The organism is Rhizobium sp. TRM95796, assembly GCF_025779995.1.
GTDB lineage: Bacteria > Pseudomonadota > Alphaproteobacteria > Rhizobiales > Rhizobiaceae > Rhizobium_E.
Genome location: NZ_JAOXHE010000005.1, coordinates 39238 through 64998 on the forward strand (window position 1 = coordinate 39238; position 25761 = coordinate 64998).

General features: G+C 60.9%; 29 protein-coding genes. 23 read left to right on the forward strand and 6 right to left on the reverse strand.

Features of this window, described 5'->3' with window-relative positions; genetic code table 11:
- Nucleotides 1–12: 12 nt before the first annotated feature.
- From OCK01_RS11565 to visR, 4 genes are all read left to right on the forward strand, one after another.
- Entirely contained in the window at nt 13–402 is a 390-nt protein-coding gene (locus tag OCK01_RS11565; RefSeq protein WP_182827288.1) for a hypothetical protein, read from the forward strand.
- 156 nt (nt 403–558) lie between these two features.
- Nucleotides 559–2268 carry a flagellar basal-body MS-ring/collar protein FliF gene (gene fliF / locus OCK01_RS11570; protein ID WP_182827287.1) on the forward strand — a complete coding sequence of 570 codons (1710 nt, stop codon included), beginning with the start codon at nt 559–561 and terminating at the stop codon, nt 2266–2268.
- Between the two features lie 315 nt (nt 2269–2583).
- Nucleotides 2584–3237 (forward strand): transcriptional regulator VisN, encoded by a 654-nt coding sequence (gene visN / locus OCK01_RS11575; RefSeq protein WP_182829310.1) that lies wholly within the window; start codon nt 2584–2586, stop codon nt 3235–3237.
- 33 nt (nt 3238–3270) lie between these two features.
- Complete coding sequence (visR, locus tag OCK01_RS11580) at nt 3271–3981, forward strand: transcriptional regulator VisR (RefSeq protein ID WP_412179010.1); 711 nt, start codon at nt 3271–3273, stop codon at nt 3979–3981.
- Nucleotides 3982–3996: 15 nt separating this feature from the next.
- On the opposite strand, the gene OCK01_RS11585 is transcribed toward visR, so the two are convergent.
- From OCK01_RS11585 to motA, 6 genes are read right to left on the reverse strand one after another with little or no spacing between them, the layout of a single operon-like run.
- Complete coding sequence (locus OCK01_RS11585) at nt 3997–4458, reverse strand: hypothetical protein (RefSeq protein ID WP_263824061.1); 462 nt, start codon at nt 4456–4458, stop codon at nt 3997–3999.
- A gap of 5 nt (nt 4459–4463) precedes the next feature.
- Nucleotides 4464–5546, reverse strand: a complete 1083-nt coding sequence (gene flhB / locus OCK01_RS11590) for a flagellar biosynthesis protein FlhB (RefSeq protein WP_263824062.1) — start codon at nt 5544–5546, stop codon at nt 4464–4466.
- A 15-nt stretch (nt 5547–5561) separates the two neighbouring features.
- Nucleotides 5562–6593, reverse strand: a complete 1032-nt coding sequence (locus OCK01_RS11595) for a flagellar motor switch protein FliG (RefSeq protein ID WP_182827285.1) — start codon at nt 6591–6593, stop codon at nt 5562–5564.
- Nucleotides 6594–6637: 44 nt separating this feature from the next.
- Nucleotides 6638–7216, reverse strand: a complete 579-nt coding sequence (fliN, locus tag OCK01_RS11600) for a flagellar motor switch protein FliN (protein WP_263824063.1) — start codon at nt 7214–7216, stop codon at nt 6638–6640.
- Between the two features lie 48 nt (nt 7217–7264).
- On the reverse strand, nt 7265–8197 hold the full coding sequence (locus tag OCK01_RS11605) for a FliM/FliN family flagellar motor switch protein (protein ID WP_182827283.1): 933 nt from the start codon (nt 8195–8197) through the stop codon (nt 7265–7267).
- 17 nt (nt 8198–8214) lie between these two features.
- Entirely contained in the window at nt 8215–9090 is an 876-nt protein-coding gene (motA, locus tag OCK01_RS11610; protein ID WP_263824064.1) for a flagellar motor stator protein MotA, read from the reverse strand.
- A 219-nt stretch (nt 9091–9309) separates the two neighbouring features.
- On the opposite strand from motA, the gene flgF reads away from it, so the two are divergent.
- The 19 genes from flgF (at nt 9310) to OCK01_RS11705 (ending at nt 25761) form a co-directional block, all read left to right on the forward strand.
- Nucleotides 9310–10035 carry a flagellar basal-body rod protein FlgF gene (gene flgF, locus OCK01_RS11615; protein ID WP_182827282.1) on the forward strand — a complete coding sequence of 242 codons (726 nt, stop codon included), beginning with the start codon at nt 9310–9312 and terminating at the stop codon, nt 10033–10035.
- Nucleotides 10036–10094: 59 nt separating this feature from the next.
- Nucleotides 10095–11447 carry a flagellar protein export ATPase FliI gene (gene fliI / locus OCK01_RS11620; protein WP_246697558.1) on the forward strand — a complete coding sequence of 451 codons (1353 nt, stop codon included), beginning with the start codon at nt 10095–10097 and terminating at the stop codon, nt 11445–11447.
- Between the two features lie 2 nt (nt 11448–11449).
- Nucleotides 11450–12013 carry a flagellar protein gene (locus OCK01_RS11625; RefSeq protein WP_182827280.1) on the forward strand — a complete coding sequence of 188 codons (564 nt, stop codon included), beginning with the start codon at nt 11450–11452 and terminating at the stop codon, nt 12011–12013.
- A 172-nt stretch (nt 12014–12185) separates the two neighbouring features.
- Nucleotides 12186–12569, forward strand: a complete 384-nt coding sequence (flgB, locus tag OCK01_RS11630; RefSeq protein ID WP_182827279.1) for a flagellar basal body rod protein FlgB — start codon at nt 12186–12188, stop codon at nt 12567–12569.
- 3 nt (nt 12570–12572) lie between these two features.
- Nucleotides 12573–12992: a flagellar basal body rod protein FlgC gene (gene flgC, locus OCK01_RS11635; RefSeq protein ID WP_182827278.1), complete on the forward strand. Its 420-nt coding sequence runs from the start codon at nt 12573–12575 to the stop codon at nt 12990–12992.
- Nucleotides 12989–13309, forward strand: a complete 321-nt coding sequence (locus OCK01_RS11640; RefSeq protein WP_182827277.1) for a flagellar hook-basal body complex protein FliE — start codon at nt 12989–12991, stop codon at nt 13307–13309. The genes flgC and OCK01_RS11640 overlap by 4 nt, the downstream gene beginning before the upstream one ends.
- Before the next feature lie 9 nt (nt 13310–13318).
- The gene (flgG, locus tag OCK01_RS11645; RefSeq protein ID WP_182827276.1) at nt 13319–14107 is read left to right on the forward strand and encodes a flagellar basal-body rod protein FlgG; all 789 of its coding nucleotides are present in this window, start codon (nt 13319–13321) and stop codon (nt 14105–14107) included.
- Between the two features lie 28 nt (nt 14108–14135).
- Nucleotides 14136–14606, forward strand: a complete 471-nt coding sequence (gene flgA, locus OCK01_RS11650; RefSeq protein ID WP_246697328.1) for a flagellar basal body P-ring formation chaperone FlgA — start codon at nt 14136–14138, stop codon at nt 14604–14606.
- On the forward strand, nt 14603–15718 hold the full coding sequence (locus OCK01_RS11655; protein WP_182827274.1) for a flagellar basal body P-ring protein FlgI: 1116 nt from the start codon (nt 14603–14605) through the stop codon (nt 15716–15718). The genes flgA and OCK01_RS11655 overlap by 4 nt, the downstream gene beginning before the upstream one ends.
- A gap of 5 nt (nt 15719–15723) precedes the next feature.
- Entirely contained in the window at nt 15724–16263 is a 540-nt protein-coding gene (locus OCK01_RS11660; protein WP_182829309.1) for a MotE family protein, read from the forward strand.
- A complete protein-coding gene (gene flgH, locus OCK01_RS11665; protein WP_182827273.1) occupies nt 16260–16970 on the forward strand; it encodes a flagellar basal body L-ring protein FlgH in 711 nt (236 codons plus the stop codon). Before OCK01_RS11660 ends, flgH begins: the two co-directional genes overlap by 4 nt.
- A 40-nt stretch (nt 16971–17010) precedes the next feature.
- Nucleotides 17011–17517, forward strand: a complete 507-nt coding sequence (locus OCK01_RS11670) for a flagellar basal body-associated FliL family protein (protein WP_263824065.1) — start codon at nt 17011–17013, stop codon at nt 17515–17517.
- Entirely contained in the window at nt 17514–18269 is a 756-nt protein-coding gene (gene fliP / locus OCK01_RS11675) for a flagellar type III secretion system pore protein FliP (protein ID WP_182827272.1), read from the forward strand. The genes OCK01_RS11670 and fliP overlap by 4 nt, the downstream gene beginning before the upstream one ends.
- A gap of 273 nt (nt 18270–18542) precedes the next feature.
- Nucleotides 18543–19508, forward strand: coding sequence for a flagellin (locus OCK01_RS11680; RefSeq protein WP_182827271.1), 966 nt, complete (start codon nt 18543–18545; stop codon nt 19506–19508).
- A 258-nt stretch (nt 19509–19766) separates the two neighbouring features.
- Nucleotides 19767–20732, forward strand: coding sequence for a flagellin (locus tag OCK01_RS11685; RefSeq protein WP_182827270.1), 966 nt, complete (start codon nt 19767–19769; stop codon nt 20730–20732).
- A 353-nt stretch (nt 20733–21085) separates the two neighbouring features.
- Nucleotides 21086–22048: a flagellin gene (locus tag OCK01_RS11690; protein WP_182827269.1), complete on the forward strand. Its 963-nt coding sequence runs from the start codon at nt 21086–21088 to the stop codon at nt 22046–22048.
- A gap of 306 nt (nt 22049–22354) precedes the next feature.
- Nucleotides 22355–23005 (forward strand): hypothetical protein, encoded by a 651-nt coding sequence (locus OCK01_RS11695; protein WP_263824066.1) that lies wholly within the window; start codon nt 22355–22357, stop codon nt 23003–23005.
- Nucleotides 23002–24435 carry a MotB family protein gene (locus tag OCK01_RS11700; RefSeq protein ID WP_263824067.1) on the forward strand — a complete coding sequence of 478 codons (1434 nt, stop codon included), beginning with the start codon at nt 23002–23004 and terminating at the stop codon, nt 24433–24435. The genes OCK01_RS11695 and OCK01_RS11700 overlap by 4 nt, the downstream gene beginning before the upstream one ends.
- A gap of 3 nt (nt 24436–24438) precedes the next feature.
- Nucleotides 24439–25761 carry a chemotaxis protein gene (locus tag OCK01_RS11705; protein WP_263824068.1) on the forward strand — a complete coding sequence of 441 codons (1323 nt, stop codon included), beginning with the start codon at nt 24439–24441 and terminating at the stop codon, nt 25759–25761.

The window sequence follows — 25761 nt, forward strand, 5'->3', positions numbered from 1 at the left end:
AAGGATCACGCCATGCATTCGAGTGTAGTATCGCATACGGCCGAGATCGAAGAGTCGCTGCCAGAAATCCTGATGCGGGTGGTTTCCGAACTGCACGACGTCGCCTATCTGATCGAGCGCATCGAACCCTTCCTGACCAATTCGAACGGCGTGGACTTCATGGACGCGGCCGATCGCATGATGGTTCTGCAGGGCATCGATCTCGCCGTCCAGAAAACCCGCGGTCTCGCGGAGTTCATCGATACGGTGACGGCGTCCATCCCGGAGGAAACCTTGGTCGACATCACCACGGCGCTCAATCTGGTCAAGCTGGCGGACATGCAGCGCGCCCTTTCCGGAGGCACTCGCCGCGGCCATTCTCAGCCGATCATCAAGACCGCGGGAGACTGCGATCTGTTCTGACGCCGCTGATGCGGGCCCGTGGGGAAGGGCGAAAAATGGGTAGGAGATCCGGAGGCCGCTGACCTCCCGACATCACCCTCGCGCAAGTTTGAAGCCATAGAGTGTAGGCAAGGAATGATACCTTGACCTCGTGGCGCTTAACTTCGCGGGAACAGAATGAATCTGTTGAATCAGCTTACAGCTATACTCAAGAACCTGACGTCGCTGGGCATGACCAAGCTCGTGGCTCTGGGCGCAATCTTCGGATTGACCCTCCTGGCGATCCTCGTCGGCAGCTACTATGTCAACAAGCCAGGGTATGAAACCCTCTATGTTGGTCTTGAAGCTTCCGATCTCAATCAGGTGGGAATCGCGCTCGCCGAAGGCGGGCTCGACTATCAGGTCGGAACCGATGGCGGCTCAATCTCCGTGCCCGTCGGCCAGACCGGAAAGGCGAGACTGTTTCTCGCCGAACGCGGCCTTCCGAATTCCGCCAACGCCGGCTACGAATTGTTCGACAATGTCGGATCGCTCGGCCTGACCTCCTTCATGCAGGAAGTCACCCGGGTTCGGGCGCTGGAAGGCGAAATCGGCCGCACCATCCAAACCATCAACGGCATCAACGCCGCGCGCGTTCACATCGTCATGGCCGATCGAGGCTCCTTCCGCCAGTCGGAACAGAAGCCGACGGCGTCCGTCATGATTCGCGCCTCCGAACAGGTCGGCCGCCAGGCCGCGGCCTCCATTCGGCATCTGGTGGCCTCCGCCGTTCCGGGCCTGAACGTCGACGACGTCACCATTCTCGATTCGGCCGGTCAACTGCTCGCATCCGGCGACGATCCGTCCAGCAGTTCCCTGAACCGCTCGCTCGGCATCGTTCAGAACGTTCAGCAGGAAATCGAAAGCAAGATCGACAATGCGCTGGCGCCTTTCCTCGGCATGGACAATTTCCGCGCGTCGGTGACCGCCAAGCTCAATACAGACGCCCAGCAGATCCAGGAAACCATCTTCGACCCCGAATCCAAGGTCGAACGCTCCGTTCGCGTCACCAAGGAGGACCAGAAGTCCGAACAGGTGTCCCAGGAGCAGGCGACGACGGTCGAACAGAACGTTCCCCAGGGCAACGAGAGCGCCGGCGCCGGACCGAAGTCGTCGGATCAGGCGAACAAGAAGGAAGAACAGACCAACTACGAGATCAACCAGAAGACCGTCGCCACCGTTCGCAACGGCTATACGATCGACAAGCTGTCGATCGCCGTGGTCGTCAATCGCGGCCGCATCGCCAAGCTAGCCGGCGAGCCTTTCGATCAGGCGAAGTTCGACAAGATCGTCGCGGAAATGCAGAAGATCGTCACCTCGGCGGCAGGCATCGATTCGACGCGCGGCGACGTGGTGAATGTTTCGGCGATCGACTTCCTCGACAACCAGTTGCTGAACGAAGCGGCGACGTCCGAATCCTTCGCGGACATCTTCATGCGCAATATGGGTACGATGATCAACGCGCTGGCCTTCGTCGCCGTCGCCTTCCTCATCGTCTGGCTCGGCTTCCGTCCGCTCATCAAGGCGATCGGCGGTCCCGAACTCGGCGCGGCGGCCCTCGGCGCCCCTGGCTCGGTTCCCATCGGCGAAAGCGCCGGACTGGAACTGCCGGACTTCTCGCCGCCGACGGTCGGCGGACCGGGCGCCACCCTCATGGACGGCTTCGGCTCCGACTTCGGCTTCGATTCGACCGACGACATCCTCAACCCCGGAGAGGACGACGGCTCCGGACTCGCCAAGCGGGTCAAGGAAGGTCCCGAGCGCCGACTGGGCCGCATGGTGGAGATCAGCGAAGAAAGAGCCGCCAAAATTCTCCGCAAGTGGGCGATTCCGGAACAAGCGGCCTAACCCAAAAAATCGAAACGACAATAACGCCGGCCTCGCGCCGGCGTTTTCTGTTTGCAGTGGCTTCGGAAACCACTGAAAATCGCGAGGCTACTTGAGCCGGAGGATTAAAAAATTGTATTCGGGGTCGAATCAGTTTCACCATGAAGGCGTTCGGATCTATCGTGATGACGACAATGAACGGGGCAGCGTTTTTCTTCGCGGGCCCGCGGCAACCGACCGGGTGGTGAAGTGACCGCTAAAAGCGACAGCGGATCGTTGACAGAAGCGTCGGGCTCGGTCCGGGCGCATGTGAATGGCACGATCAGCGCGGACCAGATGCTGGACCGTTTGAACAGAAGCATTTCGGCCCAGGACGTCGCCTCCGCGGCAATGGCGCTCTGCGACTATGTCGGAGCGGAGGGGTATCTGCTGGCCCGTCATGAATTGAACAGCGAAGCCGGTCTCGACAACATCATTTCCTCAAATTGGCCGTTCGACCTCGTTCGCAATCGCGGGCGCGAACTCCTGGCGCGACTGTCGCGAAGCACCGAGCTGGAGAAATGCCTGTCCGTGCTCAACCCCGCCTTCTCCCTATTGGTCGACGACAAGAACGGCGCCGATCAGTCGGGGCGCGAATATTGCACGATCATCTTCAATGCCGGACGGACACGCTATTGCCTGATGTTCATCTGCCCGCCGGATGTGATCCTGTCGCAGCAGAGATTGCGGGAAACGGGACTTCTGGCCGGCTACCTCGCCAGCCTCATGTTCAGGGATGCGGTCCGCAGCGCCCGTGACATGGATCTGACCGACCGCGAACTGGAATGTCTCTACTGGATCGCCGAGGGCAAGACGAGCGACGAGATCGCCACCATCATCGGCATCTCCAAGAACACCATCAACAATTATATCACCAGCGTGATGCGCAAGACCGCCACCCGCACCAGATCGGAGGCGATCGCCTATGCCGTGCGACACAATCTTGTTTGAGGAGCGGCGCCTGTGAAGGATGGCAAGACCGGCATGGATGGCGGCGGCAAGCGAAACATCCGTTCGCTCAGCCGTTCGGATTTCTTTCCGAGGCTGGTGTCCATGCAGCGCACCGCGCATGCCCGCAATTTCGCGGTCTTCAAGACCAACAATTCGGGTCTTCCCAGCAAGCGGAAGCTGGCCTGCATTCTCGACAATTTCCAGTCCGACAACCAGATCGCCGCGGCCTCGATCCTCGAGCATTACAGCCAGGTGTTCCTCGATCATCTCGAGACATCGTCGTTGCCGCTGCTTTGGAACGGACTGGGAGAGGCGCAGACCGCCGAGACGCCGGATTTCACCGGCTTCGTGAGCCGGATCAAGCAGCGCAGCCTGCCGGTGTGCGGAATCGCATTTCCGGTTCGATTGGGGTCGATGGGCAATGGCTTCATCGTGTTTTCGGCCAATTACCTCGATCTCGCCTGGGAGACGATTCTCGATCTTCACGCCCGGTCACATCAGTTGATGATGGATCTCTTGACGCTCGACGAACGCCGGTCGGCGCCCGACGAGGTGCTGTCGAGCCGTGAAATCGCCTGCCTGCAGCTCGCCGGAGACGGCTTGGTCAGCGAGGAGATCGCCGTGCAGCTCGGTCTATCCGTGCACACGGTCAACGCCTACCTGTCGTCCGCCACGGTGAAACTCGATTCGGTCAATCGTATTCAGGCGATCGCCAAGGCTATTCGCCTCGGCTATATCGCCTGAATTCGCGATTTCGGCCTATTGCAGGGCGCTGGAGGAATGCGCCTCGAGCGCCTGCATTTTCGGCGTGATGAAGCGTGCCCGCTGCAGGCTTTCGGCGAGGAGCGCCGTATCCTGATCCGGATCGTCATTCGCTTCATGGAAGGCGATATGGTTGATCTCGATGCCCGCCAGCTCGTCGGTCAGCGACAATTGCGCATAGACGGTCACCGCGTCGGCCATGATTTCGAGGTCGAGCGAGATTTGCGGCAGCTTGTTCCAGTCCATCTCGTAATTGCCGCCGATGCCGAAGCGGATTGTGCCGGGCAGGAAATAGAGTTCCGCCGCTGAATTGACGAGATCCGCGATATTGCCCCAGCGCTCGTAGCGCAGCAGCGAAACGAGGTCTGCAGCGTCGATCAGCCTGAGTTCTGTTGCAACGGGACGCAACGCCTCGGCCACGATTTTTTCGTGTTCGATGGAGAAAGGGCTTTTTTTCATCGTTTTCAGTGAACCCGTCTGGCTTTATTCTTGGACGCATAAATGCGTTGTATCAGTTCGGCGACGGCCTTGTAGAAGACCGGCGGGATGACAGTATCCACCGAGACTTGCGCAAACATGGAGCGAGCGAGAGGGGGGTCTTCGAACACCGGAACGCCGTTCTCTTCGGCCACCTGGCGTATTTTGAGGGCAATGAGGTCCGTTCCTTTGGCGACCACGACCGGAGCCGGATCCTCGTCGCGCACATAGCGCAGGGCCACCGCATAGTGGGTCGGGTTCGCGATCACGAGCGTCGCTCGCGGCACCGAACTGATCATGCGCTTGCGCGCGAGATCGCGGGCGAAGGACCGCTGACGCTGTTTGATCATCGGATCGCCGTCGGTCTGCTTGCGCTCTTCCTTGACTTCCTCCTTGGTCATCTTGAGCTCTTCATACCAATGATGATGAGTCCAGAAATAGTCTGCGATGGCGATGATCGCCGCCGAGAACAGGATGATGACCAGGATCGTCCTGACATCCGACGACAGACGCTTGAGGAGAAAGTCGGGATCCGCATACATCGCGTCGAGCGATTTGAAATATTCCGATCTGAGGCTCAGGCCGACCACCAGTCCGACGACGAGAATTTTGATCAGCGATTTGCCGAACTCGACCATGCCGGGCATGCCGAAAAGGCGGCCGAAGCCGCTCACCGGATTGAGCCGCGAGAATTTCGGGGCGATTCGTTCGAGAACCGGTGTCGGGAGATTTTGTAGAATCGAGGCGGCGATGCCGAACGTCGCCATGAGGATGAACGCCGGCGTGACGATGGCGGCCGATTCCCAGAAGACGCGGCCGAACAGCGCGACGATGTCGGTGCCGGTTTCGAAGCGCCATTGCTCCGGCTTTTCGAACACCCCGCGCAGCGTGTCCCAGAGCTTCGAGACGCCGCTGGGCAGGAAGAATACGAAATAGACATAGATGCCGAGCGTGGAGGCGAAGACGGTAATCTCGCGCGAGAAGGGCACATTGCCCTTTTCGGCGGCTTCGGAGTAACGCTTCTGGGTCGGCGCTTCCGTTTTACTGTCTTTGTCGGCGTCTTCAGCCATGGCCGTCTACTTTCGTCAGGCCGCTTCGACCGCTCCGGATTCTTTGAGCTGGATCTGGCCGTTGGCGGCGAGCCGAATCGCCTCTTGCGCGATGGAACGGCGGGCGATCGCGATCGTCCGCGGATTGGCCGTCGTGTCGGGCGCGCCGAGATCCGATTCGATCATGCGGCGCTGACGCGCGCCGATCGAGGACAGCACGGCTTCGCGGATGTCCATCGATGCGCCGCGCAACGCCATCGTGATGACGTCGCCGGCGATGTCGTTGAACAGCATGACGCGGCTGCGCTGCGGCATGACCAACAGGTCTTCGAACAGGAAGATCTTCGGGCGCACCTTCTTTGCGGCTTCCTGGCTGATGGCTTCGAGCGAATCGAGCAGGTTTTCCACCTGGTTCTTCTCGAGTTCGTTCATCAGTTCCGCCACCTTCATGGTGCCCGGCGCGTTGCGCTCGGCGTTGAGGTCGCGGATGATGTCCTGCACGCGGTTTTCGATCACCTGGACGGCCTTGGGATTGACGTCCCTGAGGTTGACCGTTCGGTTGAGAATGTCGGCGCGGCGCGCTTCCGGCATTTCCAGCAGCACCTTCGCGCCGGCCGAGGACGGCATCATCGACATGATATAGGCAATGGTCTGCGGATGCTCGTTGATCAGATATTTGGCGACGAATGCCGGTTCTGCGCTTTCCAGTTGCTCCCAGATCGTCGTTTCGTAAGCCTGGAAGGCGGCGCGCCGGCCGAGCAGGCCGTCGACTTCATCGGGCGTCAGGCCCTCTTCGAGAATACCTTCGATCGCCTTGGCGTTGTCCATAAGGCCCGCGCCTTCGGTGAACAGATCCTCGAACTCGTTGACGAGGTCGATCAATTCGTTCGGCGGAATCTGACGCAGCCGCTGGGCCGAGTGGATGATGACCTGCAATTCGGCTTGAGTAAAATATTTAAGTAATTTTCCTGCGACCTGTCTGCCCATAGCGAGCAGAACCGCCGCCGCCTTTTCCGGCGGCGTCAGCGTGCTCGCAGACGTGGTCTCAAAACTGTCGAAGTCGAACATATCGACGCTCCCCCGGAATCATTCCGGTTTGTAACTCTGATACTCTAAGGCCTGCCGCTCGGTTTAACTTCCAACAGTTTGATGCCGAAACGGGTTTCATCATTCTCCAAAACGGTGATTTCACCACGCCCGATGAGCCTTCCATTGACGATCAGATCGACCGGTTCGCCAATTTTCCGATCAAGGGCGATAATGGCCCCTTCGGTCAGATTCATCAAGCCGGAAACCTGCATTTTGCTAGTTCCTAGAATGATTTGAACATCAATTGGGATGTCTTTGATCAGATCCAGGTTCGCATGCAGCGCGCTGCCGGGCTCGGCGGACGCGCCCATCGACGCGCCGCTTCCGAAGTCGTCGCCGCCGAAAGCCGAATCACCGAAGTCGCCGCCGAAGCCGCCGCCGCCGTCGAAATCGGCGCCGCCGCCGAAATTCGTCCCCATCGGCGTATCCACGCCTGCGTCTCCGCCGCCGAATTCTGCGCCGAAATCCTCTCCGAAATCGGAGAGGCCGGCTTCGTCGGCTTTCAGAACGCCGCGAAGGTCGTCGATCGCCTGATCGAGCTCGGCGTTTGCATCGCCGGTTTCGAGTGCTTCGTCTTCGATTTTTGCTTTCTTCGGTGCCATACGATCATCATTCCAGTTAAATCTTGCGCAAGGCTTTTCTGAGCCTGATCAGGAGAGCAGATCCCTCAGGAGATCCTGGTCGGAACCAGACGACTCCTTGACCCGAACGGTGTAGTTGTTGCCGGCCCGGCCGAATTCGCAGCTGTAGAGGTCGCGCCCGTTGGCGCTGACCTGCGCGCGGACATCGTCCGTGTCCAGAAAAGGGATCACGTCGCCGGGCTGAAGCTTTGCGATGACGCCGAGCGTCAGCGGCGTGAGATGGATGCGCGCCTCGACCTTCACGTCCGAGCGCTTGACCTGGTCTTCGAGGATGTCGGCCCAATCGTTCACCGATTTTGCCGCGGCGCTGGCCGTCGGAGCCCGCACCTTGGTCTTGAGCAGCGTCTTCTGCGGGATGACGACTTCGAAGAAGGACGTCAGGCTGCCGAATTCGATCTTCATCCTGATCAGCGCCGCGAACATGTCGACATAGTCTTCGGCTGGCTTGGGACGGTTCTTGAGGTTGACCGGCCGGGTCAGGATCGGTTCGTAATTGCCGGGCGCGTCGACGGCGGATTTGATCACCTGGGCGATCTTCTCCATGATCAGCGGCGCCATTTCGAGCTCGATGGAAGAGGCCGGCCGCGCCTCGACATTGCCGAGCGTGGACGGATCTCCGCCCATCAATGTTTCCACCAGGGCGATGATCGCCGAAGACGAGCAGGCTATGGTGAAGTCCGGACACCAGTTCTTCAGCGATCCGTCCATCAGCACCGTGCCCGGGGCCATTTCCGAAATCAGTTCGTTCTTGTAACCGGTTTCGCAGCGCTCGAAATAGAAGCTCATCTTCTGCTGCGTTTCCATTTCCACGAGATCGGGAAGGAAAGCAGTCAGGACCTGGCCGAGTTCGAGGCACACTTTGGAGACCGCCTGGTTGGTGCCCAGCTCTCCTGTCAGCAGGGCGTAGATCTTGGGATCTATCGCCGGCGCTCTCGTGCGCATTGCCACACCCTCCGTCATCATGCCGCCTTTTCGCCGCCGCCGCCCGGATTCATCATTTCCTGCTCGACCGCGTCGATCGACGGACGTTCGTAGGAGGAAATGGTCTTGCGGCCGTATTCGAGAGCAACTTGCGGAACCGATCCGTTCATATAGGCGATCAGCGTCTGCTTGACGATCACATACAGACGAAGCTGCTTACTACGAACGGCCTTGATCATATAGATCAGCGGATTCATGATGCAGTAGGAAAGTAGAATACCGGTAAACGTTCCGACAAGAGCCGCGCCGATCAGGTGTCCCAGAACTTCCGGCGGTTCGGTGATCGCGCCCATGGCGTGGATGACGCCGAGAACGGCGGCCACGATGCCGATGGCCGGAAAGGAGTCGCCCATGTTCTGCAACTGCGTGAAGGCCTTCATCTTGTCGTGGTCGATCGTCTGGATTTCCTCGTCCATCAGCGCCTCGATTTCATGGCTGCGCGCATTGCCGATGATGATCAGTCGGACATAGTCGCAGATGAAAGCGGTCAGTTCCTTGTTCTTGAGGACCGACGGCGCATTCTGGAAGATGATGGATTCGTCGGGATTGTCGATATGCGCCTCGATTTCGTTGCGCGACTTGGTGCGCAGATCGCGCATCAGCGCATAGAGGCAACCGAGCGTATCGAGATAGTTGCGTTCCTTGGGAACCGAATTCTTGAACGCCTCACCGATCGCTTTGCCCGAGTCCTTGATGACTTTCATCGGCGTTCCGGCGATGAAGGCGCCGAGGCCGCAACCGATGATGACGAGGAATTCATAAGGCTGCCAGAGCACCTCGAGATGGCCGCCCGTCGCAAGGAAGCTGCCGATGATGCAGCCGAAAACAATGACCAAGCCGATAATGATGTTCATACGACGCCGCCCGCGCTGATCTCACAATAAATCCAGCTTTGGATACGGTTTCTTGCTTGTGTGAAGCTGTTGGGCGCCCTGCGGGATTTCCGCGCTGCGGCGACAGGTTCGCGCAAGCGAGCCCGAACATGCTTTCGCCAAACAAGGAGAGTCGCGGCGTGCGCGGCTTTCGCTCGAGGCAGTGTTACGCCGGGTATGAGACCCGGTCAGAGGGCGAGCATGGAAACGAGTCTTTACGTTGCGCTGTCGTCGCAGCTGTCGCTGGAAAAGCGGCTCAATACAATCGCCGACAATCTGGCCAATATGAATACGGTCGGATTTCGCGCGACACAGGTGAAGTTCGACGAGGTCATGACCAAGGCGGAGGGCGCCCGCGTCGGCTATGTGTCTCCCGGCGAGGAGTTTCTCTCCACCGACAACGGGGCCATTACCCAGACCGGCAACCCGCTCGACTTCGCCGCCAAGGGCGACGTCTGGTTCCATGTCGCCTCCCCCTCCGGCAACGCCGTGACGCGGGACGGTCGCTTTTCGATGCTGGAAACCGGCGATCTCGTGACGCTGGAGGGATATCCGGTGCTCGACGCCGGCGGCGCGCCGATCCAGCTCAACGCCCAAGGCGGGCCGCCGACGGCCTCCACCGACGGCATACTCTATCAGGATGGCAGACCGGTCGCGACACTGGGTCTGATGTCGGCCAATATCGGCGCCAACTTCATCCGCGCCGGAAACACGGCCGTGATTCCGGGCGAAGCGCCGCAGCCGGTCGTCGACCGCCCCGACGCAGGCGTGCTGCAGGGTTACGTCGAGCAGGCCAACGTCAACCCGCTCAAGCAGATGACCGAAATGATCACCGTGCAGCGGACATTCGACTACGTCACCCAGCTGATGAGAGACAACGAAAACTCGCTCACCGGCGCAATCAAGACACTGGGCGGGGCGTCCTGACCGGGCGGATTTGAATGGATAGGGCGATGCAAGACAAGACGGGGACCACCGGCGACCGAATGGCCGCCATCGGCGCCCTGTTCCAGCGCTTCAACCAGCCCGGCGCGCTGGTGGCGCATGCCGGGCGCGTCAAGACCATCGCGGCGGGCCACTACACCGTGACGGGGCTGTCCCGTCATGTGCGCCTGGGAGAATTCGTCGCCCATCGCAGCGAGTCCGGCATCCATCTCGGCGAGGTGGTTCGCGTCGAGCCGGATCTCGTCTATGTCTGCCCCATCGAACCCGGCGATCCCATCGGCATCGACGACATCATTCTGAAACGCGGAGCGTTCCGCCTCAATCCCGACGACAGCTGGTGCGGCCGCACGGTCAATTCGCTCGGCGAACCGATCGATGGTCTCGGACCGATCGCGCAAGGTCGCGTCGCCCGTTCCATCTCCAATACGGCGCCGCCGTCGATGACGCGCCAGCGCGTCTCGAAAGGGTTTCGCACCGGGGTGCGGGCGATCGACATCTTCGCGCCTCTCTGCCACGGTCAGCGTCTTGGCGTGTTCGCAGGGTCCGGCGTCGGCAAGTCGACGCTTCTGTCGATGCTCGCCCGCGCCGACGCTTTCGATCGCGTCGTCATCGCGCTGGTCGGCGAACGCGGCCGTGAAGTCCGCGAATTCATCGAAGACACGCTCGGGCCGCATCTGAAGAAATCCGTGGCGGTGGTCGCGACATCGGACGAGAGCCCGATGCTGCGCAAGATGGCGCCGCTCTCGGCCGTCACCATCGCCGAACACTTCCGCGACGAAGGCAAGAATGTGCTGCTGATCGTCGACAGCGTCACCCGCTTCGCGCATGCGATCCGGGAGGTGGCGACCGCATCGGGCGAACCTCCCGTGGCCCGCGGCTATCCCGCATCCGTGTTCACCGAGCTGCCGAAACTGCTCGAGCGGGCAGGCCCCGGACAGGAAGGCGCCGGCGCGATCACCGCGATCATCTCGATCCTGGTCGACGGTGACAACCACAACGATCCGATCGCCGATGCGACGCGCGGCATTCTCGACGGCCATATCGTACTCGATCGCGCCCTGGCGGAAGAGGGCCGGTACCCGCCCGTCGATCCGCTCGCATCGATCTCGCGTCTCGCCCGCAAGGCGTGGACGCCGGACGAGGAGAAGCTGGTGTCTCGTCTGAAGACGCTGATCCACAAATTCGAGGAAACCCGGGATCTTCGCCTCATCGGCGGCTATCGCGCCGGCGCGGATCCCGACCTCGACATGGCGGTCAAGCAGGTTCCGCCGATCTATGAAATTTTGAAGCAGACCCCTGGGGAAAGGCCGGCGCGCGACGCCTTCGCCGATCTGGCCTCGGCTCTGAAGAACGCCAACCAGCCGGGTAACGGCGCCAACGGGCGCCCGAGGTGACGATGACCGATTTTGACGCCGACGAACCCGTCGAACCGCCCAAGAAAGCGTTGCGCAAGCCTTTCTGGACCGTGGACCGCATCATTGGCTGGTCGGGCGCAGCGCTCGCGATGACCGCAGCGTTTTTCCCCTGGTATGTCTTCTTCAACGAGGACAAGTTCGGCATACGCGTCGCGGTGCAGGAATTGTCCCGCGATCTTCCCGAATGGGCGGGTCGGGCGATCGTCAATCCCTCGCCGGCGGCGATCGTGGACCGCGACGAGAAGAGCGGCGACCCGCTGGCCGGCGAGAAGATCATCACCGGCTCCGTCCCCGACATCGGCAAGGATATCGGCGACGACGGCGCCGCATCCGCTCTCGACCAGGCCTTTCCGGGCGACGCCATGAGGTTCAAGGTCCTCCATGTCGCCAATGGCCGCGCCATGATCGAAGACAAAGGCGGGGTCTATCTGGTGCAGCCCGGCTCGCTTTTGCCGGACGCGTCCAAAGTGGCGGCGCTCGAACAGCGCGAGGGCAAATGGGTCGTCGTGACGGACAAGGGAACGGTCTACGGCGTGGGCAACTGACGCGCCGTTCAAGGACGGGCAAGTGGGAAAGGGCGGCCGGTGCCGCCCTTTTCGCGTTTTCCGGCGAACCCTGAAAATTGCGGCTTTTGGGACAAGTCCCGCGCAAGATTCTCCCTCTATGGTCCGTGGTGTCATGAAGACAAAAGTTCGGTCATGAAGACGGAGAACACCCATGCAACCGATTCAACTATTTGAATTGGCGTCGCGACAGGCAGAATGGCTTTCGGTCCGCCAAGGCGCCGTATCCGGAAATATCGCCAACGCCAACACGCCGGCCTTCAGGGCCAAAGACGTCGAGCCCTTCGAATTCGTGTTGCAAAATCAGGCGACGCCGATGGCCGCCACCAATGCGCGGCACTTCACCGACACGCCGGCTGCGACCTACGTGGTCCAGTCCGACGAGGACAAGAAGGCGGTCGCCAAACTGTCCGGAAACTCCGTCGACCTGTCCGAAGAACTGATGAAGCAAGGCCAGATCCGCCGCGATTACGATCTCAACACCGCCGTCGTCAAAGCCTTCAACAAGATGCTTCTGATGGCCGTGAGGAAGGGATAATCCATGGATCCGCTTTCCGATTCCCTCACGATTTCCGCTTCCGGTCTTTCCGCCCAGTCGACGCGTCTCCGCGTCGTGTCGGAAAATCTCGCGAATGCGCGTTCAACCGGCGACACGCCGGGCGCCGATCCCTACCGTCGCAAGACCATCAGCTTCTCGGACGAACTCGACCGCACTTCCGGCGTCGAAAAGGTCAAGGTGAAGCGGATCGGCGTCGATACGTCGGATTTCCTCACCGAATACGAACCGGGCAATCCGGCCGCCGACCCCAACGGCATCGTGAAGTATCCGAACGTGAACGTCCTGCTCGAAATGGCCGACATGCGGGAAGCCAACCGCTCCTACGAGGCCAATCTGCAATCCATTCGTCAGACACGTGATCTGATTTCCGCAACCATCGATCTTCTGAAGTCCTCGCAATGATTGAACCTATCAGCGCATTGAGCGCCTCCCTGGCGTCCGAAACCAAGAAGATCGCGGAAACCGCCGCGACCCAGCCCTCTATGGAAGCCGGCGCGGCAGGCGCCAGCTTCACGGATTTCATGTCCAATATCGGCGCGTCCTTCGTCGATAATCTGAAGGCCGCCGAAACCAAGTCCATGGACGGCATGCTCGGCAAAGCCAGCGTTCGCGAGGTCGTCGAGACCGTCATGACCGCCGACCAGACACTGCAAACGGCGATGGCGTTCCGCGACAAGGTTGTCTCGGCCTATCTCGACATCGTGAAGATGAACATCTGAGGGTAACGAATGAGAGCGCTATCGATCGCCGCGACCGGCATGAACGCACAGCAGACCAATCTCGAGGTGATCGCGAACAACATCGCGAACATCAACACGACGGGCTACAAGCGCGCGCGCGCCGAATTCACCGATCTTCTCTACCAGACGGATCGGGCGGCGGGCGTCGCGAACACTGCGAACCAGGCGACGGTGCCGGAAGGCATCAATATCGGCCTCGGCGTCAAGACCGCGGCGGTGCGCAACCTGTTCGAGCAGGGCGATCTCAGCGAGACCAGCAACGACTTCGACATGGCTATCGTCGGGCGCGGCTTCTTCCAGATCCAGGCTCCTGATGGCACGACGCTCTACACGCGCGACGGCGCCTTCAACAAGAATGAAAACGGCGAGTTGGTGACGGCCGACGGCTATCTCGTCATCCCCACCATCACCGTTCCCAACGACGCCACCCAGATCACCATCAACCGGTCGGGCGAAGTCTACGCCACGATCGGCGCCCAGACTGCGCCCCAGCAGCTCGGCCAGATCCAGCTCGCGAACTTCGTCAACGAAGCGGGCCTCAAGGAACTCGGCGGCAACCTCTATCAGGAAACCACCGCCTCGGGCGCCGCGATCGTCGGCGTCGGCGACGACGCGGGCTTCGGCTATGTCAAGCAGGGTTACCTCGAGAGCTCGAACGTCGATTCGGTCAAGGAAATCACCGACCTGATCTCGGCCCAGCGCGCCTACGAAATGAACTCCAAGGTCATCACCACCGCGGACGAGATGTCCAAGACGGTGAGCCAGAGCATGAAGTAAGGAGGAGCGGACGACCATGATGGCAAACATGCGGCATAAGAGACATGGGCTGAAGACGCTGGCGTTCGCCTTCGCGTCCCTGGCGATGATGGGCTCGGCGACGGCTGCTGACTTCGGCATGGCGGTCGTCCCTACTCAGATCATCTATCCCGGCCAGGAGATCACCGAGAGCCAGGTGAAGACCGTACCCGTGACCAATCCGAACATTGCGCCGGGCTATGCGCAGAAGCTGTCCGATGTCGCCGGTCTGGTGACGACGAGAACGCTTCTGCCCAACCGGACGATCATGCTCGGTTCGCTGCGTGAAGCGTGGACGGTGCGTCGCGGCGACAAGATCGTGCTGGTCTATGACAGCGGCGGCTTGAAGATCACCGCGGCCGGCACGCCGCTCAACGACGGCGTCGTCGGCGACCTCGTCAAGGTCCGCAACACCGACACCGGCGTGATCATCTCCGGCACGGTCAGACCGGACAGTTCGATCCTCGTGGTGCAGAAATGAAGAAACTCCTCGCCCTGATCCTGGCCAGCCTGATGACCTTGTCGACTGCGGCGCCGTCGCATGCGGCGGCCACAGCCCGCATCAAGGACGTGGCGTCGCTGCAGGCCGGCCGCGACAATCAGTTGATCGGTTACGGTCTCGTCGTAGGGCTGCAGGGATCGGGCGACAGTCTGCGCTCTTCACCTTTCACCGAACAGTCGCTCCGCGCGATGCTGCAGAATCTCGGCATCTCCACCCAGGGCGGCGAAAACCGGTCCAAGAATATCGCCGCGGTCATGGTCACCGCCACGCTGCCGCCGTTCGCGAGCCCAGGCAGCCGCATGGATGTCGCCGTCAGCTCGCTCGGCGACGCCACGTCGCTCCGCGGCGGCACGCTGGTAATGACGTCGCTGACCGGCGCGGACGGGCAGATCTACGCCGTGGCGCAGGGCCCGCTCATCGTCTCGGGCTTTTCGGCCACCGGCGACGCCACCCAGTTGACGCAGGGCGTGGCGACCGCCGGCCGCGTGCCCAACGGCGCGATCATCGAACGTCCCCTGCCGTCCCGCTTCAAGGATTCGGTCAATCTCGTCCTGCAACTGCGCAACCCGGATTTTTCGACCGCGGTGCGCATGACCGACGCGATCAACGCATTCTCGAGCCAGGCTTATGGCGGGCCGATCGCCACGGTGAACGATTCCCAGGAAGTGGTCGTGGAAAAGCCGCGTCGAGCCGATCTCGCTCGACTGATGGCGGAGATCGAGAACCTTCCCATCGACACCGACACGCCGGCCAAGGTGGTGGTCAACGAGCGCACCGGCACGATCGTGATCGGCGCCGATGTCCGGATCTCCGAAGTGGCGGTCAGCTACGGCACCCTGACGGTTCAGGTCAGCGAAAACCCCACCGTGGTGCAGCCTTTGCCGTTCTCGAACGGCGAGACGGCGGTGCAGCCGCAGACGGACATCATCGCGCAGCAAGCCAACAGCAAGGTGGCGATCATCAAGGGCTCCAATCTGAAGACCCTGGTGTCGGGACTGAATTCGATCGGCGTGAAGCCTGACGGCATCATCGCCATTCTCCAGGGCATCAAGCAGGCGGGCGCGCTGCAGGCGGAGTTGGTGTTGCAATGACCGGAATGACGGGACTGTCCAAGACGATCGCGAAAACCTGCGTGGTGATCGGCCTCTGCCTGGGCATCGGGCCCATGGCGGCGATGTCGGCGGAAGAGAACCACGAAAAATCCGCGCCGAAGCCGGCGGTCAAGACGGCGCGCGAAGAGATCCGCGCCTTTTGCGCCAATATCGCCGACGCCGCGCGGGACCAGCGCTTCGCCCTTCAGAAGATCGAGCTCGAAAAGCTCCAGGCGCAGGTCGACGACCGCATCACGATCCTCGAAACGCGAAAGGCGGAGTATGAGGAATGGATGAAGAAGCGTGACGCCTTCTCCAAACAGGCCGAGGCCGGTCTCGTCGAAATCTATAAGAAAATGGCCGCGGACGCTGCGGCCCAGCAGCTCGAACTCATGGACCCGAACCTGTCGTCGGCGATCATCATGAAGCTCAGCCCGCGCCAGTCGAGCCTGATCCTGACCGAGATGGAAGCCAAGCAGGCGGCTATGGTCGCATCGATCATATCCGCAGCCGGCAATCGCAGCACTTCGAGAGACCCGTCATGAATTATAAACTCTTTTTGTTGGCGGGCCTCGTCGTCGTCGCGGGATGCAACGCAAAGTCGGTCAAGGAGCTCAACAGGGCGCCTGCCATGAGTCCTATCGGCACCGGCCTGCAATTCACCAAGAACAACGAAATGGGACAATACCCCAAGCAACCGGCTCAAATCGCGACGGGCTATTCCCTGTGGAGCGATTCGAAGGCGGCGCTGTTCAAGGACGCGCGCGCCCTCAAGGTCGGCGATATCCTGACGGTGACCATCGAAATCGACGATTCGGCGACCTTCGACAACAAGACCGACCGCAGCCGCGACAGCTCATGGTCCAAGGACTATAATGTCAAAAACACGGGCCTCATTGCCGACGTCGATGTCAATGGGGAAATGAGCAACAGTTCTTCCTCGTCTTCGACCGGCGACGGCTCCATCGAGCGCAAGGAAAAGCTGTCGCTGCAACTCGCCGTGGTCGTGACCGGGGTGCTGGACAACGGCAATCTGCTGATCAGCGGTTCGCAGGAAGTGCGGGTCAACCAGGAAATCCGCGTGCTCAATCTCGCCGGCATCGTGCGTCCGCAGGACGTCAACGCCGACAACAAGCTGTCCTACGACAAGATCGCCGAAGCCCGCATTTCCTATGGCGGCCGCGGTCGTCTGTCGGAAATCCAGAACCCGCCCGTCGGCCAGCAGGCCGTCGATATCTTCGGCGTGTTCTGACGGTTCGAAATCTGTCGCGCGCCGGGTCTGAGGAGACGAAATGGTCGATATTGCGGAAGAACCTCCGGTCGAGAAAAAGAAGTCGGGCCTGGTGATGACCATCGTTCCGGTGGTGGTCGTCACCGTGATCGCCGCCGGCGCCGGATGGTTTCTCGGCGGCATGCTCGCCCCGACGGTGAACGCGCCGAAACCGCCAGTGGCGGAAAAGAAGGCCGAAGGCGAAAAAAAGGAAGGCGAGGGCCTGCCTGCGATTTCGACCGAGGAAAACGGCGTGGTGCAGCTCGAGGCGATCACCACCAATCTCGCTTTTCCGGCCGACCGATGGATACGGCTCGAGGTCGCCTTGTTGTTCAAGGACAAGCCGGATGTGAAGATCGCCGAAACGATCAACCAGGATATCGCCCGCTATCTGCGCACCGTGACGCTGCAGCAGATCGAGGGTCCGCGCGGGTTCCAGTATCTCAAGGAAGATCTGGAGGAGAGGGCTGATCTCCTGTCGGAAGGAAAGGTCGAGAAAATCATGTTCAGGACCTTTGTGATCGAATGACCGCCCTCAGGAAAACAGTCGTCATCGCTTTGGCCGCGACGATCGCGATCGCCGCCGGCGGCGCGGCGCTTGCGCAGACGGCGGCGCCCGACATTTTCAACACGCCGGTCAGCGGCTCGGCGGCCAGCTGGATCATTCGCGTCTTCGGGCTGTTGACGGTCCTGTCGATCGCGCCCGGAATTCTGGTGATGGTGACGAGCTTTCCGCGCTTCATCATCGCCTTTTCGATTCTGCGCTCCGGCATGGGCCTGGCGACCACGCCGTCCAACATGATTCTCACCAGCCTGGCGCTGTTCATGACATTCTTCGTCATGTCGCCGACGCTGGAGCGGTCCTGGCGGGACGGCGTTCAGCCGCTTCTGGCCGAGCAGATCGACGAAACGGAGGCCCTGCGCCGGATCTCCGTGCCATTCCGGGACTTCATGGCCGCCAACACCCGCGACAAGGATCTCAAGCTCTTCGCCGATATCGCGACGGAGAAGGGACAGACCGCCGCCACCGCAGGGGCTCCGGACCTCCGCGTGCTGGTGCCGGCCTTCATGATTTCCGAAATTCGCCGCGGGTTCGAGATCGGCTTCCTGATCGTTCTTCCCTTTCTCGTGATCGACCTGATCGTGGCCACCATCACCATGGCGATGGGCATGATGATGCTTCCGCCGACCTCGATCTCACTGCCGTTCAAGATCCTTTTCTTCGTGCTGATCGACGGCTGGAACCTGCTGGTGGGAAGCCTGGTCAGGTCTTTCAACTGACGCAAGATTTACGAGCGAAATGATCAAAAAATAAACAACGGGGCGCGAAAGCGCCCCGTTTTCCGTTTGTTAACCATACTTCGCGGCGGCGTCGGCGGAAATGTCTCGTTTAAGGTTTTCGAAAGTACTGGGCCCCGATACTCCCCTCATACACGGTGATCGAAGGTCTTGAGGGAGACGCTTCGAATGGCATGAGGCCGAACATCGTGACCGGTAAGGAAATCGAGCCCGGCATGTCCCTAATCCTGTAACTCGTTAAAAAGGGACACTCAAATGAGTTCTATCGTCACCAACACGTCCGCCATGGCGGCACTCAACACGCTGCGCTCCATCAACAGCAGCATGGAAGATACACAGAACGCTGTGTCCACCGGCTATAGCGTCGACACCGCGAAGGACAACGCCGCCTATTGGTCGATCGCGACCACCATGCGTTCCGACAAGACCGCCATGAGCACCGTTCAGGACGCGCTCGGTCTCGCCGCCGCCAAGACCGACACCGCTTACACCGGTCTGAATGCGTCGATCGAAGTCGTCAACGAGATCAAGGCCAAGCTCGTGGCCGCCCGCGAACCGGGCGTCGACAAAGACAAGATCAACTCGGAACTGACCGAGCTCAAGTCCCAGCTGTCGTCGATCTCCGAATCGGCTTCCTTCTCGGGCGAAAACTGGCTGTACAACAACGACTCGACCGCCAACGCGACCGTCGACATGGTCGGCTCGTTCGTTCGCGACTCGTCGGGCAGCGTCTCCGTCGGCCTGATCAGCTACGACACCGGCGAATCGACCCTGATCGACAACAAGACCACGGCCAACGGCATTCTGACGGCCGCCAACTTCACGTCCTATGCGACGGGCACGACCACGGCGACCGGCTCCTACTTCCTGATCGCGACCGACGACAGCTCGGTTACCCAGGGCGGCACCGAAATCACCCTGTCGTCTTCGACGGCCGACTACCAGATCGACAACATGATCTCCGTCGTCGACGACATGCTCGATCAGATGATCGACGCAGCTGCGACCCTCGGCGCCACCAACTCCCGCATCGACATGCAGGACGAGTTCGTCGCCGACCTCATGGACACGATCGACTCGGGCGTTGGCAAGCTGGTCGATGCCGACATGAACGAAGAGTCCACCAAGCTCAAGGCGTTGCAGACGCAGCAGCAGCTGGCCATCCAGTCGCTGTCGATCGCGAACTCCAACTCCGACAGCATCCTCCAGCTCTTCCGCTAACAGTACAACCAAAACTGAGTTCGAGAGCCGCCGGGAAACCGGCGGCTTTTTTGCGTCCGAAAAAACGTGGTGAAGGTTTTTGGTTAATTTCACGAGCGGGAAAGGGTTCTTTAACCATGGGCGTGTTTATCTACCTTCATCGAAACGACAGGTTAACCCTGATTGAGGGTTAACACGCATGACGCGGCCTCTCGTTACCGGACGCAATCCCGGAATGTCCCTTTAAATTTTTCCCGTAGTATGAGGGGCAAAACAACCATGACTAGCATCGTCACCAATATCCAGGCTATGGCGGCTCTCGACACTCTTCGGTCGATCAACGCAGGCATGGAAGAAACGCAGGGCAGGGTGTCTTCCGGTTATCGCGTCCAGGATGCGTCGGATAATGCTGCTTACTGGTCGATCGCGACCACCATGAAGTCGGACAACAAGGCGCTCTCGACTGTTCAGGACGCCCTCGGCTTCGCAGCGGCGAAATCCGACACGGCCTACACAGGTCTCAATTCCGCCATCGACGTCGTCACCGAAATCAAGGCCAAGCTGGTCGCCGCGCGCGAGCCGGGCGTCGACAAGGAAAAGATCAATTCGGAACTCTCCGAACTGAAGAACCAGCTGGTGTCGATCTCCCAGTCCGCCTCCTTCTCGGGGCAGAACTGGCTCTACAACAACGACACGACCGTAAACTCGACCGTCGACATGGTCGGTTCCTTCGTTCGCGACTCCACCGGCGGCGTTTCCGTCGAACTGATCACCTTCGATACCGCCGATTCCACGCTCATCGACAATGTCGATCCGACCCTGGGCATCCTGACCGCGGCCAATTTCACCAGCTATCCGACCGGCACCACCACGTCGACCGGCGCCTACTATCTGATCGCCATCGATAGCGGCAACACGCAGAACGGCTCCGTGGTCGAACTGACCAACAGCACGGCCGATTACCAGATCGACAACATGATCTCGGTCGTCGACGACATGCTGACCCAGATGACCGAAGCCGCAGCCGTCATCGGTTCGACGAACATGCGCATCGACATGCAGAACGAGTTCGTCGCCGACCTCATGGACGTGATCGACAAGGGCGTGGGTCGCCTGGTCGATGCCGACATGAACGAAGAGTCCACCAAGCTCAAGGCGTTGCAGACGCAGCAGCAGCTCGGCATTCAGGCTCTGTCCATCGCCAACTCCAACTCCGAAAACATCCTCTCGCTGTTCCGCAACTAAGACTGACGAGAGACGACGAATATCTGCCGCGGCCGGAAAATCCGGTCGCGGCTTTTCTGCGTTTGCGGTTCTCTTTGAAGCTGCGGTCCGCCTGATCCGGTCGGGCGCGTCGGCGTTTTACGCCATGACGCCGCAGAGATTTCGCCGCCGCGAAACTTGCCTTAAGCTTTCCTTCATCGACGTTAAAAAATCCTAATGGCGGTTAACGCTTGATTAACCATGCTCATTTACATAATGTTCATAACTGACGGAGCGACCGCCAGGGCAAAACGTGGTCGCAAGCATGATGCTCTCCTGTCTTTGCCGGTAGCGTGACCGGATGTTTCCCGAAAACGATATTCTAGGGCAAACCTATGACGAGCATCATGACCAATGCCGCAGCGATGGCTGCGCTGCAGACCCTCCGCGACATCAACAACAACATGGAAACCACGCAGCAGCGCATCTCCTCGGGCTACCGGGTCGAGACCGCGTCCGACAACGCAGCCTATTGGTCGATCGCCACCACCATGCGCTCGGACAACAAGGCCCTGTCGACCGTGCAGGATGCGTTGGGTCTGGGCGCCGCCAAGACCGACACCGCTTACACGGGTCTCGGTTCGGCAATCGATGTCGTGACCGAAATCAAGGCCAAGCTCGTCGCGGCGCGTGAGCCCGGCGTCGATCGCAACAAGATCAACGAAGAACTTCGCGAACTCAAGAACCAGCTCGAATCCATCGCCGAGTCGGCCTCGTTCTCCGGGGAAAACTGGCTCTATAACGACACCGGCGTGCCGCCGACGACCGTCGAACTCGTGTCCTCGTTCAATCGCGCTTCGAGCGGCACCGTGTCCATCGAGACGCTCGATTTCGACACCGCCACCTCCACGCTGATTGACGCCACCGACGCCAACAACGGCATTCTCACCAAGGCCACGGTGGCGACGGTGAAAACCGGCACCACCACCACGACCGCCAGCTACTTCCTCATCAATACCGGCGCGGCGACCGTCGCCACCGGCACGGAAGTGACGCTGTCGACCTCGACGACGAATTTCCAGCTCGACGGGATGATCTCGGCCGTCGACAAGATGCTGAGCAACCTGACCGACTCCGCCGCCACTCTGGGTTCGATTTCCTCCCGCATCGATATGCAGGACGACTTCGTCGCGACCCTCATGGACGTGATCGACAAGGGCATCGGTCGCCTCGTCGACGCCGACATGAACGAAGAATCGACGCGGCTCAAGGCGCTGCAGACCCAGCAGCAGCTCGGCATCCAGTCGCTGTCGATCGCCAACACCAACGCCGAAAACATCCTCTCGCTGTTCAAGTAACGTTGAGGCCCACGCGGCCGGGCGTCGCGCCCGGCCGCTGAGGGCGAACGTTTCGGAGCGAAGAACGTCGGCGTCCGCGATCGGCGAAAGGGCCTTCGCCGCCTCTGCTCGACGACGGCGTCAGGACGTTCTCTCCTTGATCTTCTCCAGATACTGCTGCGGCGCCGGTCATCGCCACGGTAGGACGAGTTGGGCCGCGCTATTGCCCTGGCGCGGCCCAACGCATTCATTTTCGCGCAAGTTTCTCCCGATAGGCTTTCCCATAGAGGGCCCGCGCCCGTATGTCTCCAGAAACGGCGGTCTGCAATGAGTGCAATCCTGACCAAATATCTCAAAGATTTCAGCGCGCCGCCGCCGCCGCCCGTCGACGATCTCGCGTTTCCGTCCGCCTTTTCGCTCGACGATGGCGAATCGTCTTCGGCGTTTTCTTTCGAGCCGGAACCGACCGTCGACCTCGAGGCGGAGCGCAAGGCGGCTTTCGACGAGGGGTATGCGCAAGCGGCGGCGGCTGCCGAGCATGCGCACGAAGAGGCGCTCGCCGAGGAGCGTCGCAAACACGCCGTCGAGATCGCCGAGCTGATGGCGCGCCACGAACAGGAAACGGTGGCGATGATCCATACCCGTTTCCACGAGATGACGGGCGAAATCGCCCAAGCGGTCGCCGACAGCACCCTGCAGATCCTCATGCCCATGCTCGGCGCGACGCTCGCGGATCGGGCCGTCACCGACCTTCACGACCTCATCAAGCAGGCGTTGAAGGATCGCGAGGCAGCGCAGGTGACGGTGCGCGGCGATGCGCGTCTGGTCGGTCGCCTCAAGCCTCTCATGGAGGCCGACGCCGTCGAAGCGAGATATATCGAAAACCAATCCGCCGACCTCACGGTCGAAATCGAGGACGCCGTTCTAGTGACGCGTCTGGAAACCTGGGCGCAGGCCCTGGCTGAGGGCGTCGAATGAGCGAGAACGAAAGCCACCACCACGGCAAAAACGAGATCATCATCATCAAGCGGCATGGCGGCGGTCACGAGGGCGCTCATGGCGGCGCCTGGAAGATCGCTTATGCCGACTTCATGACCGCGATGATGGCGTTCTTTCTGATCATGTGGCTCGTCAATGCCGCCAACGAAAAGACCAAGGCGGCCGTCGCGAGCTACTTCAACCCGATCAAACTCACGGATTCGACGCCGGCGGAAAAGGGCTTGAAGAAGCCGAACAAGCAGGCCCAGGGCGAGAACACTCAAGACAAGTCCGATAGCGAGGGCGAGAAGAAGGCGGCGGGCCAAGCGGAATCCGAAGGCACGGACGAAACCTCCACAGCCGGCGAACAGATCCAGTATTCCGAAGCCGACTATTTCGAAAATCCCTACGCGGTGATCACAGAGATCGCCCAGGAGACCGACGACAAGGCCAATGTCTCCGCCAAGGGCGACGGCGGCGCGCAATCGGCGGGACCCGCGACCGGCGCAGACGGCGGCGAAGCCTTTCGCGATCCGTTCGATCCGGATTTCTGGACGCAGCAGGTCGAAGTGTCCCAACAGGCGGGCGCCGATCCGTCGCAGCAACCGGCGGAGATCTCGGGCCTGCCTGGCGACGGCATGGTGGAGAACGCCGAAAACATCGATTCGTCCAAAACGGGCGAGGCCCTGAGCGGCGACCGCAAGGGCGGCGAGATGCCGAGCGGCGAAGCCAAGGCCGGCGAGGGACTGACCGACAGCGACGGCATGAAGGACAAGGCCGGCGAAGGCTCGGACATGGACAAGCACGGCTCGACCGACAAGATCGGCAAGGGCAAGAGCGACATGTCTGAAACCGGCAAGACGGACAAGAAGGAGCAGGGCCAGTCCGATCAGGCGCTCACCGGCAAGAGCGACAAGGACAAGAACGGCAAAGCCGACCAATCCGGCGAAAAGGTCGCTTCCGCCGCCCGGGAGGCGGAGAATCTCGAGAAGCAGCTGAAACAGGAACTCAAGGGCAAGGTCGGCTATCTCGCCGAAGGCCTGATCGTGACCCCAGCCGAAGGCGGCCTGCTGATCAGCATCAGCGATCAGGTCAAGACTCCGATGTTCCAGATCGGCTCGTCGATCCCCACCAAGGAGACCGTCGTCGCCATCGATCAGATCGGCAAATTGCTGAAGGGCCGGCCCGGCCAGATCGCGATACGCGGCCATACCGACGCGCGGCCCTTCAAGGCGGTCGGTTACGACAACTGGCGGCTGTCGGCCGACCGCGCCCAGAGCGCCTATTTCATCTTGAAAAGGGCGGGCGTACAGGAGGCGCGCGTATCGCAGATCTCTGGTTTTGCGGACAAGCGCCTGCGAATTCCGGAGAAGCCGCTCGACGCCGGCAATCGCCGCATCGAGATTCTCGTCCAGGCGACCGAGGGCTGACGGATGCCGTTTTCGGTCCATATGCGCAGGGCGTTTCTGACGATCGGTGTGAGCCTGCTGGCGCTGGGCGCCGGCGCGCGGGCCGAGGAGGCGTCCACCACGGACGCCGCCGAACCCTACCGGCTCGTTCGCTCGTTGCAGAACATCCAGGACCAGGTGATTTCGGGCGACATTACGGCGCTGGACATGCAAAGGTTCCTGCTCGGGGAAATCGATCGTCGTCTCAGGGAGGCGAGCGCCTCTGTCTTCGACGACACGCGAAACGTCGACGCCGCATTGATCTATGCGATGAGCGGCGGCAATCCGTCGACGCTCGATCTTCTCGCCCAGCGCGATGTGAGCGGCAATTTCGACAATCGCGTCACCAGCATCCTGCGCCGCTATCTCAACGGCCGCGGCGCGGGCGCCGTCAAGCAGTTGAAGGAAGTGGTGCCGGAATATCGTTTCACGACCATCGGCCCTTATCTGCAGCTCATCGGCGCCAACGCCATGATGGAGACCGACAAGGAAACCGCGCTGAAATATTTCGATTGGGCGCGCCTCGAGGCGCCGGGAACGATCATCGAGGAAGCGGCCTTGCGCCGCGCCCTGATGATGACCTCGCGGTCGGGCGACACCGCGGCCGCCTTGCCTTACGCGCGTCGCTATGCGCGTCGCTATATGAATTCACCCTATGCGTCTCAATTCGCCGATGTGTTCGTGGCGCTCGCCATCGACCATCCCAAGGCCTTGCCGCCGGAGGAAATCGAAGCGGCGCTGTCGCTGGTGGAACGTCGCCGCCAGCGCGAAATCTATCTGCGGCTCGCCCGCCGCGCGGCGATCAACGGCGACAAGCCGCTGACCGATTTCGCCACCGCTCGCGCGAAGGCTCTGTCTGAACCGGACGAGACGTCGCCGCTGGCGCTCGCCAAACTCTATAGCGGTCTCGTCGACATCCCCAGCGACGGCATCGAGGACGTGTTGACCCGTCTGGGCGGCATTGCCGATCAGGATCTGTCTCCGAAGGATCGCTTCTTGCGCGACGCGGCGCAAATCGTCGCCGAGGAAGTCATGGCTCCTCCGGATGCTGACAGTCTCGCACAAGCAAATCGAGATATGTCCGACAAGGAATACCGGGACAGAATGTCCGAACTGGCGCTCGATGCAGAGACGACGGGATCGACCGACCCACAACCAGCTCCAGATTTGCAACAGCCGACGGGATCGGAAACGGCCCCCCGCGGCCAAGCCCTGGATGCGCGGATGGATCAGGCGGAAAATCTCGTCGCTTCCGGTCGCGCCCGGCTCAAGGACATCGATGCGCTCCTGGCGAAGGAAGGCGAATAA

Excerpts from the sequence above, each read along its gene's own strand:
- flgB (WP_182827279.1), top strand. The coding sequence starts at position 12,186 with ATGCAACCGATTCAACTATTTGAATTGGCGTCGCGACAGGCAGAATGG.
- OCK01_RS11565 (WP_182827288.1), top strand. The coding sequence starts at position 13 with ATGCATTCGAGTGTAGTATCGCATACGGCCGAGATCGAAGAGTCGCTG.
- OCK01_RS11595 (WP_182827285.1), bottom strand. The coding sequence starts at position 6,593 with ATGTTCGACTTCGACAGTTTTGAGACCACGTCTGCGAGCACGCTGACG.
- OCK01_RS11660 (WP_182829309.1), top strand. The coding sequence starts at position 15,724 with ATGACGGGACTGTCCAAGACGATCGCGAAAACCTGCGTGGTGATCGGC.
- OCK01_RS11690 (WP_182827269.1), top strand. The coding sequence starts at position 21,086 with ATGACGAGCATCATGACCAATGCCGCAGCGATGGCTGCGCTGCAGACC.
- OCK01_RS11655 (WP_182827274.1), top strand. The coding sequence starts at position 14,603 with ATGAAGAAACTCCTCGCCCTGATCCTGGCCAGCCTGATGACCTTGTCG.
- OCK01_RS11585 (WP_263824061.1), bottom strand. The coding sequence starts at position 4,458 with ATGAAAAAAAGCCCTTTCTCCATCGAACACGAAAAAATCGTGGCCGAG.
- motA (WP_263824064.1), bottom strand. The coding sequence starts at position 9,090 with ATGAACATCATTATCGGCTTGGTCATTGTTTTCGGCTGCATCATCGGC.
- visR (WP_412179010.1), top strand. The coding sequence starts at position 3,271 with ATGGATGGCGGCGGCAAGCGAAACATCCGTTCGCTCAGCCGTTCGGAT.
- flgF (WP_182827282.1), top strand. The coding sequence starts at position 9,310 with ATGGAAACGAGTCTTTACGTTGCGCTGTCGTCGCAGCTGTCGCTGGAA.
- OCK01_RS11640 (WP_182827277.1), top strand. The coding sequence starts at position 12,989 with ATGATTGAACCTATCAGCGCATTGAGCGCCTCCCTGGCGTCCGAAACC.
- OCK01_RS11705 (WP_263824068.1), top strand. The coding sequence starts at position 24,439 with ATGCCGTTTTCGGTCCATATGCGCAGGGCGTTTCTGACGATCGGTGTG.
- fliF (WP_182827287.1), top strand. The coding sequence starts at position 559 with ATGAATCTGTTGAATCAGCTTACAGCTATACTCAAGAACCTGACGTCG.
- fliI (WP_246697558.1), top strand. The coding sequence starts at position 10,095 with ATGGCCGCCATCGGCGCCCTGTTCCAGCGCTTCAACCAGCCCGGCGCG.
- fliP (WP_182827272.1), top strand. The coding sequence starts at position 17,514 with ATGACCGCCCTCAGGAAAACAGTCGTCATCGCTTTGGCCGCGACGATC.
- OCK01_RS11700 (WP_263824067.1), top strand. The coding sequence starts at position 23,002 with ATGAGCGAGAACGAAAGCCACCACCACGGCAAAAACGAGATCATCATC.
- OCK01_RS11685 (WP_182827270.1), top strand. The coding sequence starts at position 19,767 with ATGACTAGCATCGTCACCAATATCCAGGCTATGGCGGCTCTCGACACT.
- flgH (WP_182827273.1), top strand. The coding sequence starts at position 16,260 with ATGAATTATAAACTCTTTTTGTTGGCGGGCCTCGTCGTCGTCGCGGGA.
- fliN (WP_263824063.1), bottom strand. The coding sequence starts at position 7,216 with ATGGCACCGAAGAAAGCAAAAATCGAAGACGAAGCACTCGAAACCGGC.
- OCK01_RS11695 (WP_263824066.1), top strand. The coding sequence starts at position 22,355 with ATGAGTGCAATCCTGACCAAATATCTCAAAGATTTCAGCGCGCCGCCG.
- flgG (WP_182827276.1), top strand. The coding sequence starts at position 13,319 with ATGAGAGCGCTATCGATCGCCGCGACCGGCATGAACGCACAGCAGACC.
- OCK01_RS11670 (WP_263824065.1), top strand. The coding sequence starts at position 17,011 with ATGGTCGATATTGCGGAAGAACCTCCGGTCGAGAAAAAGAAGTCGGGC.
- OCK01_RS11605 (WP_182827283.1), bottom strand. The coding sequence starts at position 8,197 with ATGCGCACGAGAGCGCCGGCGATAGATCCCAAGATCTACGCCCTGCTG.
- flgC (WP_182827278.1), top strand. The coding sequence starts at position 12,573 with ATGGATCCGCTTTCCGATTCCCTCACGATTTCCGCTTCCGGTCTTTCC.
- flgA (WP_246697328.1), top strand. The coding sequence starts at position 14,136 with ATGCGGCATAAGAGACATGGGCTGAAGACGCTGGCGTTCGCCTTCGCG.
- visN (WP_182829310.1), top strand. The coding sequence starts at position 2,584 with ATGCTGGACCGTTTGAACAGAAGCATTTCGGCCCAGGACGTCGCCTCC.
- OCK01_RS11680 (WP_182827271.1), top strand. The coding sequence starts at position 18,543 with ATGAGTTCTATCGTCACCAACACGTCCGCCATGGCGGCACTCAACACG.
- OCK01_RS11625 (WP_182827280.1), top strand. The coding sequence starts at position 11,450 with ATGACCGATTTTGACGCCGACGAACCCGTCGAACCGCCCAAGAAAGCG.
- flhB (WP_263824062.1), bottom strand. The coding sequence starts at position 5,546 with ATGGCTGAAGACGCCGACAAAGACAGTAAAACGGAAGCGCCGACCCAG.